Annotated in this window: 11 protein-coding genes; 4 read left to right on the top strand and 7 right to left on the bottom strand. The window is 71.0% G+C overall.

Translation table 11 applies throughout. From position 1 onward, the window contains the following. The first annotated feature begins 4 nt into the window (after nucleotides 1–4). Nucleotides 5–340: a DUF3099 domain-containing protein gene (locus tag OG494_RS22635; protein WP_328458800.1), complete on the top strand. Its 336-nt coding sequence runs from the start codon at nucleotides 5–7 to the stop codon at nucleotides 338–340. A 76-nt stretch (nucleotides 341–416) separates the two neighbouring features. Here OG494_RS22635 and OG494_RS22630 read toward each other — a convergent pair whose 3' ends face one another. From OG494_RS22630 to OG494_RS22610, 5 genes are read right to left on the bottom strand one after another with little or no spacing between them, the layout of a single operon-like run. Continuing rightward, on the bottom strand, nucleotides 417–1289 hold the full coding sequence (locus tag OG494_RS22630; RefSeq protein WP_328458799.1) for a carbohydrate kinase family protein: 873 nt from the start codon (nucleotides 1287–1289) through the stop codon (nucleotides 417–419). Then, nucleotides 1286–2191, bottom strand: a complete 906-nt coding sequence (locus OG494_RS22625) for a pseudouridine-5'-phosphate glycosidase (protein ID WP_328458798.1) — start codon at nucleotides 2189–2191, stop codon at nucleotides 1286–1288. The genes OG494_RS22630 and OG494_RS22625 overlap by 4 nt, the downstream gene beginning before the upstream one ends. Nucleotides 2192–2200: 9 nt before the next feature. Further along, complete coding sequence (locus OG494_RS22620; protein ID WP_328458797.1) at nucleotides 2201–2818, bottom strand: HD domain-containing protein; 618 nt, start codon at nucleotides 2816–2818, stop codon at nucleotides 2201–2203. Beyond that, nucleotides 2815–3276 (bottom strand): PPOX class F420-dependent oxidoreductase, encoded by a 462-nt coding sequence (locus OG494_RS22615; RefSeq protein ID WP_328458796.1) that lies wholly within the window; start codon nucleotides 3274–3276, stop codon nucleotides 2815–2817. Before OG494_RS22615 ends, OG494_RS22620 begins: the two co-directional genes overlap by 4 nt. 23 nt (nucleotides 3277–3299) lie before the next feature. Beyond that, nucleotides 3300–4088 (bottom strand): sporulation protein, encoded by a 789-nt coding sequence (locus OG494_RS22610; RefSeq protein WP_328458794.1) that lies wholly within the window; start codon nucleotides 4086–4088, stop codon nucleotides 3300–3302. A 67-nt stretch (nucleotides 4089–4155) separates the two neighbouring features. Between OG494_RS22610 and OG494_RS22605 the strand changes: the two genes are divergently transcribed. Further along, a complete protein-coding gene (locus tag OG494_RS22605) occupies nucleotides 4156–4398 on the top strand; it encodes a DUF3039 domain-containing protein (protein WP_328458792.1) in 243 nt (80 codons plus the stop codon). A 180-nt stretch (nucleotides 4399–4578) separates the two neighbouring features. Continuing rightward, nucleotides 4579–5415: a hypothetical protein gene (locus tag OG494_RS22600; RefSeq protein ID WP_328458790.1), complete on the top strand. Its 837-nt coding sequence runs from the start codon at nucleotides 4579–4581 to the stop codon at nucleotides 5413–5415. A gap of 162 nt (nucleotides 5416–5577) precedes the next feature. Here OG494_RS22600 and OG494_RS22595 read toward each other — a convergent pair whose 3' ends face one another. Together OG494_RS22595 and OG494_RS22590 are read right to left on the bottom strand one after the other, a co-directional pair. Further along, entirely contained in the window at nucleotides 5578–8727 is a 3150-nt protein-coding gene (locus OG494_RS22595) for an efflux RND transporter permease subunit (RefSeq protein ID WP_328458788.1), read from the bottom strand. Nucleotides 8728–8815: 88 nt separating this feature from the next. Continuing rightward, a complete protein-coding gene (locus OG494_RS22590) occupies nucleotides 8816–9976 on the bottom strand; it encodes a YihY/virulence factor BrkB family protein (protein ID WP_328459001.1) in 1161 nt (386 codons plus the stop codon). Between the two features lie 236 nt (nucleotides 9977–10212). Between OG494_RS22590 and OG494_RS22585 the strand changes: the two genes are divergently transcribed. Then, entirely contained in the window at nucleotides 10213–11949 is a 1737-nt protein-coding gene (locus OG494_RS22585; RefSeq protein ID WP_328458786.1) for a DEAD/DEAH box helicase, read from the top strand. Nucleotides 11950–12753 lie beyond the last annotated feature (804 nt).

Here is a 12753-nt window from a genome sequence, read left to right as displayed (position 1 = left end):
GACGATGGACAGCGGAGGTGGTGCAGTGACCATGCCCGCCAACGACTCGGACCCGGTGCTGATCACCGGGGCGGCCCCGTCGTACGAAGAACAGTTCAAAGCGCGCAAGCGCAAGTACGTGATCATGATGGCGTGCCGCATCCCGTGCCTGATCCTCGCCGGGCTGACCTACCACACGTGGTGGCTGGCGCTCGGCTTCCTCGCGATCTCGGTGCCGCTGCCGTGGATCGCGGTGCTGATCGCCAACGACAGCCCGCCGCGCAAGACCGAGAAGGTCAACCGCTTCCAGGCCGAGCCGACGGCGATCGAGCACACCACCCACCGCGTCATCGACGGCTGACCAAGCCGCTATTCATCCGACGAAACCCGCGCTCGGGGCCGCCGAAGCCGCATCTTTCCTAGAGAAAGATGCGGCTTCAGGCCGGTTGGGGTCCGACCTTCCCGACGGCCAGCGCGCCCAGCCGCGTCCCGTGACGCAGGACGTCCACCGTGGACTCGCCGGCCAGCCAGCCGGTGAGCACGCCCGCGTCGAACGCGTCGCCCGCGCCCGTCGAGTCGACGCAGTCTGCCTCGATCGCGGGCACGCTCGTGACGCCGCCGCCGTCGACCCAGCTCGCGCCGTTCAGGCCCGCCGTGACCACCACCGCGCCCACCGCGGCGAGCAGCTCCTTCGCCGAGGCCGGGTCCGCCGAACCGGTCAGCGCGACCAGTTCCTCGGTGTTCGGCATCAGCAGGTCGACGCCGCGGACGTCGTCGAGGAACGCCGCCGGGTCGGTGATGTGCGCCGCCGCCTGCGGGTCCACCGACGTCGTCAGGCCCAGCTCACGGGCCAGCGCCAGCGCGGCGAGGCCCGCGGCCCGCGACGGCGGGTCGAGCAGCACGTACCCGGACAGGTGCAGGTGCCCCGCTCCGGCCAGCGACTCTCGAGTGACGTCTTCGGGCGCAAACCGCTGGTTCGCGCCGCGGTCGGCGAGCATGCTCCGCTGCCCCGTCGCGTCGACCATCACCACGACGCAGCACGTCGGCGCCTCGGGGTCGACCGCGAACGCGCACCGCACGCCCGCGGCTTCCAGCTCGGCCTTGATCAGCCGGCCGCCCGGGTCGTCGCCGATCCGCGCGAGCAACGTCGTGTCCGCGCCGAGCGAACGCAGCCACAGCGCGGTGTTGGCGCCCGAACCGCCGCCGGTGAAGCGGATCTTCGCGCGGGCGTCACCGCCGTGCGGCAACGGCTTGTCGTGCCGCGCGATCACGTCCAGGGCCGCGTCGCCGACCACCACGATGCCGGTCATGCGAGCGCCACCGCGACGTCGGTCGCCAGCTTCGCGTTGTTGAGCACCAGCGCCTCGTTCGCGTCGATGCTCACGCCGCCGCTCGCGGTGTGGAAGTGCTCCAGCAGCACCGGCGTGACCTCGGCGCCGTGCACGCCCCGCTCGGCGACCAGCGCCAGGCCTTCGGCGAGCAGCCGGTCGTGCAGCTCTTTGTCCATTTCGGACGCTTCGGGGATCGGGTTCGCCAGCAGGACACCGGAATCCGCGTACGCGCGGTGCGCGGCGACCACGGCGGCGGCCTGCTGTGCGTCGTCCACCCGCCAGCCCACGGCGTGTCCGGACGACCGCAGGTAGAACGCCGGGAAGTCGTCGGTGCGATAACCCAGCACCGGCACCGAGTTCGTCTCCAGCACCTCCAGCGTCGCCGGGATGTCGAGCACCGACTTCACGCCGGAGCAGACGACGACGGTCGGCACCTTCGCGAGCACGCCGAGGTCCGCCGAGACGTCCCAGGACTGCGCGGCGCCGACGTGCACGCCGCCGAGGCCGCCGGTGGCGAACATCCCGATGCCGGCCGCGGCGGCCAGCGCCGACGTGCTCGCCACGGTCGTCGCGCCCGAGCGGCCCAGGCCGACGGCCGGACCCAGGTCGCGCAGCGACAGCTTGTCCAGACCGGCGTCCGGCGCGCAGACGCGCTCGAGCTCGGCGGGGGAGAGGCCGACGACGACGCGGCCGTCGAGCACCGCGATGGTGGCCGGGACGGCGCCGCCGTCACGCACCACGCGCTCGAGGCGCCGGGCGACGTCGAGGTTGCGGCCCGGCGGCAGGCCGTGGGACAGGATGGTGCTCTCCAGCGCGACGACGGGGTGCCCGTCACGCAGCGCCGAAGCGACCTCTTCGTGCAGGTTGAGTGGGGTGGTCACGAGGAACCATCATCGGTGATCGGGTTGCCCGCGGCGCCAGCGGGTCAGCTCGGCCGTCAGGTTCGCCGTGGCAGTGCTCGCCCAGCGTGCCCGCGCGGCTTCGCTGCGGTAGAGCGTCCGCGACAGCATGCCCTCGAGGACGGCGATGCGTCCTTCGCGCCAGACGTCGTCGGGGTACTTCGCGTACTCCTGGCGCACGGCGTCGGCGTACGCCGCGTACTGCGCTTCGGGTGCGCCGAGGATCGCGAGGTCGGCGTCGAGCAGCGCGGTGGCGAGGTGGTCGCCGGGCGGAGCGTCGTGCTTGATCGTGGCCAGGATCAGGCCTTCGACGCGCTCGATGTGCTCTTCCCGGACGCCTTCCAGTGCTTCCCTGGCCCACGCGGCACTGGCGCGTTCGTCTTCGCCGGGCTTCGCGTCGTAGACGACGTCGTGCGTCCAGGCCGCGACGGCGACGACGGCTCGATCGGTTTCGCCGAGACCGCCGGCCAGCCAAGCGGAGTCACGCGCGACGGCGGCCGCGTGGGTGAGCGTGTGGTAGCGGCGATGCGGCTCGCCGTAGCGGGCTTCGAGCCGCGGCCAGGCGTCGGGCGTGCCACCCAGCGCGGCGACCGCTTCGGCCCACTTCACGGGAACGTCCAGCGGGTCGGGGTGTTCGTGAAGTCCTTCTCCCGCAACCCGATCACCTTCTCCGGCCGCAGCCGCATCGAGGCGTTGGCGGCCGGGTCGAGGAAGTCCTCCCCGTACGACGTCGCGTACTTGGCGTTCATCGCGTCCAGGAACCCCCGCAGCGCCGCCGGATCGGTGACGACCTCGGCGGTCCCCTCGGCGACGACCGGTTCGTACGGATCGTCCGTCGCGATCGACACCGCCGAGCCGGCGGCGACGTTGCGGGCCTTCGCCGACCGCAGCGACGACGAGAACCACAGCACCTCACCGGTCCACACCGCCCACACCGGCATCAGATGCGGGCGGCCCGCCGGGGTCACCGTGGCGAGCCAGAAGTCGTGCGACGCGCGCAACCGCTCGTCGGCCCACGACCACGGCAGCAGGCCTTCGCCGGCGGCCGCGATGCCGTAACCGGGCATGTGCGGACGGTCCGTCCCCATGGCTAGTCGAAGATCCCGCGCGGGCGCGCCACCTGGTCGAACCAGTCTTCGAGCTGCTTCTCCCAGTTGACGTCCGGCTTCATCGTGAACAGGCCCAGGAACTCCTGGCCGCGGCCGCCGAAGCCGCCGGTCTTGCTCACCCGGACGCGCTTGGTGACCTCCAGGACGACGTCGGTGCGCTCCGATGACGTCAGGAACGTGACGGCGACCTGCGAAAAGACGCTCGCGAAGCGCGGCGAAGGCGCGAAGCGGATCTCCTGGAAGAAGGCGAGCTGCTGGTTCGCGCCGTTGATGCGGCCTTGTTCCAGGATCGCTTCGTGGTAGCCGAAGCCGATCCGGCCCAGCGCGTCGAGGACCCGCTTCTGCGCCGGGAGCGGCTCGATCGCGACGGCGTCGGCGTCGAACGGGTCGGACACCGCCGCGGCCAAGTCCAGCTCGGCCCGCACGCCGACCGCCGTCCCCACCAGGGGCTTGCCGAAGACGCTCGTGACCGGCGTCTCCCAGGGCAGCGGGATCTCGAACGGCACCCGCACCTGCTGGCCGGCGCGGATGGTCTCGCGGCCGACGAGCTGCTGCGCGCCGAACGGGAGGTCTTCGGTCTTGTCCTCGCCGGGGACCCGGACGCGGGCCAGCAGCGTCACGCCCAGCGCGTTGATCTCCTGGTCGACCTCGCCGCCGAGCAGCAGGACCTCGCCGTGCAACGGGCGGCCGGGGGCGGCCGTGCGGTCGAGCAGGCGGGCGTCGATCTTCGCGCCGCCCGAGCCGAACGTCGCGAGCACCTTCTGGAACATGCGGCCGATCCTGCCAGGTCGGGGGGCTTTCGTACGAGCTTCGGCGGGACTGGGGCACAATGGCCGGGTGAGCACCGAGACGCTGACGAAGCCGGAAACCACGCCCGAGGGCACGGAAACCACCGACGACGACACACCGAAGATGTTCCACTACGTGAAGAAGAACAAGATCGCCGAGAGCGCGGTCATGGGAAATCACGTGGTGGCGCTGTGCGGTGAGGTCTTCCCAGTGACGAAATCGCCGAAGCCCGGTTCGCCGGTCTGCCCGGCGTGCAAGGAGATCTTCGACGGGCTGCGCCCGGGGGAGTGACCCCCGGCCCCGGACCCCGGCTGACGTCGTCCGCCGGGGTTCAGCCGCGTCCGCGTACTTGTCCGAAAGAGGACAGAACTCCGGGACAAACGTGAAAACCCTTCATTAGGCGGGTGCGCGACGCCCGGGAGTGCTGGTAGATCCGGTTCGCCAGGTTTTCCACTCCCACCGGAGGGCGTCATGCGCAGAACCGGGATCGTCGTCGCCGTAGCCGCCTTGCTCACCGTGTTCGCGCCCGCGCTGGCGCAGGCCGTCACGGGCTGGACCGAGGTCGGCAAGGACCAGGCCCGCGCCCTCGACGAGAGCCAGGGGCTCGCGACGATCGTGCGGCCTTCGGGCACCACCATCCGCTACACCGGGCTCAGCACCATCCCGGCCGACCTGAACGCGCAGGGCTGGAACCACGTCGGCGACCCCGGCTCCGCACAGGGCTGGTACGTCGAGCCCTACCAGCGGGACGACCGGGGCGGGAAGCTCTACCGCGTCCAGGCGCCGAACGGCTCGTGGGCCAACTACAAGCACAGCCTCGAGTCCTGGGAGGCGAACAACAACTCGTTCGCCGCGGTCTCGCCCGACGCGCGCTGGCTGGTCGAAGGCGAGTACGGCACCATGGACCGGCTCCTGGTGCACCCGATGCCCGGCGCCGTCTTCACCGACCCCGCGCAGAACCTGCCGATGGCGGGGACGATCCGGCTCGACCACCCGGTCCGCGACGTCCAGGGCTGCGACTTCCAGACCGCGACCCGGCTGCTGTGCTCGTCCGACGACCCGGACGGCAGCCTCTTCGGCACGACCAAGCCGCTGCTGCAGGTCGACCTCGCCGGCCCGCTTTCCGGCTCGGACGTCGCCGGGCACGTCACCTCGCTCGGCCAGCTGCCGCTGCGCAGCGGTTGCAGCGGGAGCTTCGAGGTCGAAGGCATCGACTTCGACGAGCGGGACAACACCCTGCGCGTGATCGTGATGTCGCCGAGCATCTGCATCGTCTTCGACAGCATGACCTACCGCTTCAAGCAGTAGCCGCGAGCCGGCGCTCTGATCACGTACCTGAACGGCGAACTCACGTACCTGGATGGCGAACTCGCGTACCTGAATGGACGACACGCCGTACCCGCGAGCCGGGTACGGCGTGTCGTCCATCTGCGTACGCGTGTCGTCCGCGCAGGTACGCGTGTCGTCCGGTCAGGCGGTGGGGGCGGGGTCCAGGGACTCCGACTTCGGCGCCTCGGCCGGGTGCCGCTTCGCTTCGCGGCGGGCCTTCCGGCGCTCCTTGCGGGTCTCGACCATCGTGTAGAGGGTCGGGACCAGCACCAGCGTCAGCAGGGTCGAGCTGACCAGGCCGCCGATCACCACGATCGCCAGGGGCTGGCCGATGAAGCCGCCCTGGCCGGTGATGCCCAGCGCCATCGGGATCAGCGCGAAGATCGTCGCCGCCGCGGTCATCAGGATCGGCCGCAGCCGGCGCCGGCCGCCTTCGGTGACGGCGTCGGCGACGCTCATCCCCTCGGCGCGGTACTGGTTGATCAGGTCGATCAGCACGATCGCGTTGGTCACGACGATGCCGACCAGCATCAGCATGCCGATCAGCGACGGCAGGCCCAGCGCGGTGCCGGTGGCCAGCAGCAGCCCGATCGCGCCGGTCGCCGCGAACGGGATCGACACCAGCAGGATCAGCGGCTGGATCAGGCTGCGGAACGTCGCCACCATGATCAGGAACACGATCGCGATGGCCGCGAGCAGCGCCAGGAAGAGGTTCGAGAACGCCTCCTGCTGGTCCTGGCTCACGCCGCCGAGCGAGTACGACGCGCCGCCGGCGAACGTGATGCCGTCCAGCTTGGACTGGATGTCCGCGGTCGTCTTGCTCAGGTTGTCACCGGTGTTCTTCGCCGTGACGGTGGTGCTGAGGTCGCCGCCGGTGCGGTGCACCGACGCCGGGCCGTCCACAGTGGACACCTTCGCGACCTCGTCCAGCCGGACGACGCCGGCCGGGCCGGGGATCGGCAGGCTCTTCACCTGGTCCACGCTCACCGGCGCGGTGCCGGCGCGGAGCACGACATCGGTGCGCTGCCCGTCGACCGGGAGCTGCGTCACCGTGCGCCCGGCGATCGCCTGGTTGGCGACCTGGCCGATGCTGCTCGCCGACAGCCCGCGCGCGGCCGCCGCGGCGTCGTCCACCTCGACCTGCACCCGCGGCGAGCCGACGGACAGGTCGCTGGTCACCTCGGTCAGCCCGGACACCCCTTGCAGCGCCTGCTGCACCTGGTCGGACGCGGGCTTCAGGGCGGCTTCCGACGGCGCGGTCACGGTGACCGAGACCTGGTCGGAGTTGAACCCGGAGGCGTCGGCACCGATCTTGATCTCACCCAGCTCGGGCCGCGACGTCAGCTTGTCGCGCAGCCGGCTCGACAGCGCGTCGAGGTCGGTGTCCTTCGCGACGGTGACCGAGATGCTGGTCGCCGTGCCGCCGCCCCCGAAGCCGCCGAACCCGCCACCCCCGCCGACGCTGACCTGGTAGGTCTGCACGGCCTTCTCGGCCGCCAGAGCCTGCTCGACCGCCGTGGCGGCCTTCTCCTTGGCCTCGACGCTGGTGCCCGCGGGCAGCTTCTGCGTCATGTTCAGCGTGGTGCCACCGGACTGGTCGAGGAAGTTGGTGTTCAGCCGCGTCGCGAGGCCGACCGTGCCGGCGAAGATCAGCAGCGCCAGCAGCACGACGGTGAGCCGCCGCTTGGTGGCGAAATGGATCACCGGCAGGTAGGCGCGCTGCAGCAGGCCGCGGCGCTCCTTCTCGACGGCGGCTTCGCGCGCTCGCTCGGCCTCGATGGCGTCCGCCGGGATCGCGGGCTGCTTGAGGAACCAGTACGCGAGCACCGGGACCACGGTCAGCGACACGAGCAGCGACGCCAGCAGCGCCACCGTCACGGTGATCGCGAACGGCGAGAACAGCTCCCCGACGAACCCGCCGACGAAGGCGATCGGCAGGAACACCGCGACGGTCGTCAGCGTGGACGACGTCACCGCGCCGGCCACCTCGCGGACGCCGTCGAGCACCGCCCGCTGCTTCTCCTCGCCGTACGCCAGATGGCGTTTGATGTTCTCCAGCACGACGATCGAGTCGTCGACCACTCGGCCGATCGCGATGGTCAATGCGCCGAGGGTGAGCAGGTTGAGCGACAGGTCGCCGGTCCACAGCGCGAGCAGCGCGACCACGACCGACAGCGGGATCGACACCGCGGTCACCAGCGTCGAGCGCACCGACAGCAGGAACAGCAGGATCACGATGACGGCGAACGCCAGGCCCAGCAGGCCTTCGGTGGTCAGGCCGCTGATCGCGTCCTTCACCGGGGTGCCCTGGTCGAACACGACGCTCATCTCGGCGCCGGTCTTCTTCGCCAGGTCGGGCAGCTTGTCGCGGACGGCGTCGGAGATCGCGACCGCGTTCCCGTTGTCCACCATGGTGATCGACAGGCCGAGGCTCGGTTTGCCGTTGGTGCGCGTGATCGACGTGGGCGGCGCGAACCCGGTCCGGACGTCGGCGACGTCACCGAGCTTCACCGGGCCGCGTGCCGGTCCGCGGGCCGCTCCGGAAGCCGCGCTCGGCGTGAGGTAGAGGTTGCGGATCGTGTCCACAGTGGTCTGCGCGCCGCCGACCTGGACGGACAGCGTCTTGCCGCCTTCGGTGAGCGTTCCGGCCGGCACGGCCGCGCCCGCCGTCTGCAGCGTCGTGGCGATCGACGCCGGATCGACGCCCGCGGCGGCCAGCTTCGCGTAGTCGAGGGTGATCGTGACCCGCGGCTGCTGCACGCCGGTGACGGTGACGGTGCGGACGCCGTCGATCTTGCGCAGCTCCGGCGCGACCTGGTCGGTCAGCGCGGGCGCGAGCTGCTGCGGGTCCCCGGCGGTGCCGGCGGCGACCAGGACGACCGGCAGGTCGTCGGTGCTGCCCGCGGACACGGTCGGCTCGGAGTTCTGCGGCAGCCGCGTCCGGAGCTGGTTCACCGCCTGCTGGATCTGCGAGACGGAGGCGTCGATGTCGGTCCCGAACTCGAACTGCGCGACGATCCGCGACACCCCGTCGGACGACGTCGAGTTGAGCTGCTCCAGGCCCTTCAGGCCCTGGAGGCCGCCTTCGAGGGGCTCGGTGACCTGCTTGTCGACCGCGTCCGGGGACGCGCCCGCGTACGCGGTGACGATCTGCGCCTGCGGGAACTGCAGCGACGGGAACAACTGCTGCTTGATCTGCGGCAGCGCGAAGGCACCGAAGCCGACGACGACGAGCGCGAGCAGGCCGATCAGGCTTCGGTTGCGCAGGCTCAATCTGGCCAGCACGGACATGACTTGGGAACCCCCTCGGGAATGACGCGGCGACCGACGCCGGCGTCAGTGACCCGGTGAGCCTCCCATGTCCGAACTGAGGAGCGACTCAGTCTGGGGGTGGATTCCGGGTGGTCCCTTCGGATGAGGCTCCACCCTGAGCTGCGCTGGGTGCCGGTTCCGGCGCGCTGGGTGACGATCCGTCCTCATCGGACGGTCCGTCTTCGTCGCCGGTCTTCGTGGTGCCGTTCACGTCCTCGGCTCGCGGGCGCCGCAGCGGCATCGTCGAACGCTCCCACAGCTTGCGCCCTTCTTCCGTGCGCAGCCGCTCGGAAGCGCGTTCCATCTCCAGCCGGCGCCACTTGCGGCGCTGCCGCCGGGTCGCCTTCGCCGGCCACAGCTCCTGGAGCGCGCTGTTGAAGTAGGCGCCGCCGACCACGGCCAGCCCGATGAAGAACATCAGCAGCAGGAACGCGATCGGCGCGGCCAGCGCGCCGTAGGTGTAGCCGGTCTTGGTGATCCAGTTCAGGTAGACGCGCAGGCCGACCGAGGAGAGCAGGAACACGACCATGGCCAGCACCGCGCCCGGCAGCCCGCGGTGCCACGGCAGCTTCCGCGGCAGCGCGAGCTTGTACAGCGTCGTCAGCGCGAGGGTGATCATCGCGCCGAGCGCCGGGAAGTACAGCGCGCTCACCCACGACGTCACGGTCGGGCGCCACTGCGTGGGGAAGAACTCCGGCAGCAGGTCCGGGCCGATCGCCAGCAGCGGCAGCCCGACCACCAGGATCACCAGGCCGCACAGGTAGAGCAGCAGGGCGAAGATCCGCTGCCAGACGTCGTTGCGGACGCCGTACTGGTCGTGCGCGACGGTGATCGCGTCCACGAACGACGACATCGCCGACGAGCCGGCCCACAGCGAGATGAGGAAGCCGATCGAGACGATCTCGCCCTTGCCGACGGTGAGGATGCTGTTCACCGTCGGTTCGATGATGTCCTGGACGGCGTTGGCGCTGAAGACCGTCCGGCAGAAGCCGATGATCCGGTCGTGCACCTGCGCGACGACGTCCTGGCCGAACCACTCGCCGACGAAGCCGAGGCTGCCGAGCAGGCCCAGGAGCAGCGGCGGCAGCGAGAGCGTCTGCCAGAAGGCCGCCTCCGCGGCCTCCGAGAAGATGTTGCCCTCCCACGCCTTGCCGAGCGTGCGCGTGACGAGGCGCCACGGCCCCTTGCGGGCCACCTTCGCCGTTTCAGGCGGCTGAACCTCACCCATGTCGGTGTCCAGCATGGTCCATCCGTGGAGATTTGGCTCGTCACCACCCCTGCACCCGGGCGTGTCGGGTGACATCACCCGTGCCGGTGCCCGGAACCGTCGGACCCGGCCGGTAGACTCGCCGGAGTGCCCTCACCGCTGCAGCCAGACCGGTCGTTACTGCCGAAGTCGGTACCACAGTGAGGGTTTTCGCACGTCAAAGCACTTGAGCGGCAGTTGAGCGAGGGGGGACCGGCATGACGGGGACGCAGCTCGGAGCGCCTCCCGCGGAGAAGGACTCGACCGCGCGCCCGCTGCGGGCGTGGCAGCGGCGGGCACTGACCAAGTACCTGACGACGGGCCCCAAGGACTTCCTCGCGGTGGCGACACCAGGCGCCGGCAAGACCGTGTTCGGCCTGCGGATCGCGGCGGAACTGCTGTCGGACCGCACGATCGAGGCCGTCAGCATCGTCACCCCGACCGAGCACCTGAAGCACCAGTGGGCCTCGGCGGCGGCCGCGGCCGGGATCCAGATCGACTCGAACTTCCGCAACACCACCGGCGTCACGTCGTCGGACTACAACGGCGTCGCGCTGACGTACGCGCAGGTCGCGGCCCACCCGACGCTGCACCGGGTGCGCACCGAAAACCGCAAGACGCTGGTCATCCTCGACGAGATCCACCACGGCGGTGACGCGAAGTCCTGGGGTGACGCCATCCGTGAGGCCTTCACCCCGGCCGTGCGGCGCCTGTGCCTGACCGGGACGCCCTTCCGGTCCGACGACTCGGCCATCCCGTTCGTCACCTACGAGCCGGACGCCGGCGGCTTCCAGCGCAGCAAGTCCGACCACTCGTACGGCTACGCCGACGCGCTGGCCGACGGCGTGGTCCGGCCGGTCGTCTTCCTCGCCTACTCGGGTGAGGCCTCCTGGCGCACCAGCGCCGGGGAGGAGTTCACGGCGCGGCTCGGCGAGCCGCTGACGGCCGAGCAGAACGCCCGTGCGTGGCGCACGGCCCTCGACCCGGCGGGCGAGTGGATCCCGGCGGTGCTGCACGCGGCCGACACCCGGTTGTCGCAGGTCCGCCAGAGCGTGCCGGACGCGGGCGGCCTGGTCATCGCCACCGACCAGGAGTCGGCGCGCGCGTACGCGAAGATCCTGGAGCGGCTCTCGGGGGAGATGCCGACGCTGGTGCTGTCGGACGATCCGAAGGCCTCGGGCCGGATCAAGGAGTTCTCCGAGACCAACGAGCGCTGGATCGTGGCCGTCCGGATGGTCTCCGAAGGCGTCGACGTCCCGCGGCTGGCCGTCGGGGTGTACGCCACGAGCGCGTCGACCCCGCTGTTCTTCGCCCAGGCGATCGGCCGCTACGTGCGAGCGCGGAAGAAAGGGGAGACGGCGAGCGTCTTCCTGCCGTCGGTGCCGGTGCTGCTGGAGCTGGCGAGCGAGCTGGAGGCGCAGCGCGACCACGTGCTGGGCAAGCCCCACCGCGAGCAGGAGGGCTGGGAGGACGAGCTCCTCGCCCAGGCCAACCGCACCGAGGACGAGCCGGGCGAGGAGGAGAAGGCGTTCACCTCGCTGGGCGCCTCGGCCGAGCTGGACCAGGTCATCTACGACGGCAACTCCTTCGGCACGGCGGTCTTCTCAGGCTCCGACGAGGAGCAGGAGTACCTCGGCCTGCCGGGCCTGCTGGAGCCGGACCAGGTCCGCGCGCTGCTGCGCAAGCGGCAGGAAGAGCAGATCTCGGACGAGAAGCGCCGCAAGCCCAAGGCCGAGGAGGCGGCCCCGCCGCCCGCCCGGTCCCAGTCGGTGAGCGAGCGCCTCGGGGCGTTGCGCAAGGAGCTGAACGCGCTGGTCGGCATGTACCACCACCGCACGAAGAAGCCGCACGGCGCGATCCACAACGAGCTGCGCCGGGTCTGCGGCGGCCCGCCGACCGCGATGGCGACGATGGAGCAGCTGGAAGAGCGGATCGTGACGCTCCGATCCTGGTGACCTCCGGCGCGACCCGGTGCCGCGGCGGGTCGTGAGCGTGCGGTTCCAACCCGACCGCACACTCACGACCCCGGCCGGGGTGGCTTCCGCGTGACCGGCCCGGTCGCCGGCTTTGCCGTCCGCCGGGGGCACCCCCAGGCCCGCGGCGCTGCCGGCGAGCTCCTGGGTGACCTTGTGCGGGCTGGTGAACGTGCCGCGGCCGCGCTGGCGGACCGAGGCGCATCCGGCCCGACCGGTCGCGTCGAGAGCCGCCGCGCCCGCCCCCACCCGTCAGCCGCTGTCCTGGCCGCCGGCCCGGCAGCTCCGTCAGGGCCGTTCCCGACCCCTTCGCAGGTCAGCCGACCGGTCCCGGCCGCGTCGGACCCCGATCGCCGCGTTCACCCCGTGGTGCGCCTCTCGAACCCCGCCGATGTCGCCCGAGAGGCTGAAGTTCGCCGTCACCGTCCGTTCCCGGTTTCGCCCCGGTCACCCCTGTGACGCTGTGTACAAGCCTGTCACCGGCGCCCTGCCCGTCCGTCCCCGGCCGGAAGGGCGGTTCGGGCAGTCCGCCCGAAAGGTTTCGCAAGTCGGCGACCAGGCGCGGGCGTGGTCGGTGGGATCACCACCACTTCGCGGCCGCCCACGCTCGGTGGCCGGAGGATCCGGCGGCCGGTCTACTTCACGCCGTCAAGAAACCTGGATGTAACACACGGTGAGTACTGGCGATCACATCGTCAGCGGATCTACTCTTTCCGGGCGACGGTCAGCCTGTGTTGCCGAACCGTGTCCAATTGGTGTCATTTAATCGATCCAGCTATCTTCCCC

Source organism: Amycolatopsis sp. NBC_00438, from assembly GCF_036026695.1.
Lineage (GTDB): Bacteria > Actinomycetota > Actinomycetes > Mycobacteriales > Pseudonocardiaceae > Amycolatopsis.
The sequence above is the reverse complement of the archived record's forward strand: the minus strand, read 5'-3'. Positions and strand labels throughout refer to the sequence as shown.

Bases quoted from the DNA above. Each gene is read 5' to 3' on its own strand.
- OG494_RS22615 (WP_328458796.1), bottom strand. From the start codon at position 3,276: ATGCCCGGTTACGGCATCGCGGCCGCCGGCGAAGGCCTGCTGCCGTGG.
- OG494_RS22590 (WP_328459001.1), bottom strand. From the start codon at position 9,976: ATGGGTGAGGTTCAGCCGCCTGAAACGGCGAAGGTGGCCCGCAAGGGG.
- OG494_RS22635 (WP_328458800.1), top strand. From the start codon at position 5: ATGGACAGCGGAGGTGGTGCAGTGACCATGCCCGCCAACGACTCGGAC.
- OG494_RS22585 (WP_328458786.1), top strand. From the start codon at position 10,213: ATGACGGGGACGCAGCTCGGAGCGCCTCCCGCGGAGAAGGACTCGACC.
- OG494_RS22595 (WP_328458788.1), bottom strand. From the start codon at position 8,727: ATGTCCGTGCTGGCCAGATTGAGCCTGCGCAACCGAAGCCTGATCGGC.
- OG494_RS22600 (WP_328458790.1), top strand. From the start codon at position 4,579: ATGCGCAGAACCGGGATCGTCGTCGCCGTAGCCGCCTTGCTCACCGTG.
- OG494_RS22630 (WP_328458799.1), bottom strand. From the start codon at position 1,289: ATGACCGGCATCGTGGTGGTCGGCGACGCGGCCCTGGACGTGATCGCG.
- OG494_RS22610 (WP_328458794.1), bottom strand. From the start codon at position 4,088: ATGTTCCAGAAGGTGCTCGCGACGTTCGGCTCGGGCGGCGCGAAGATC.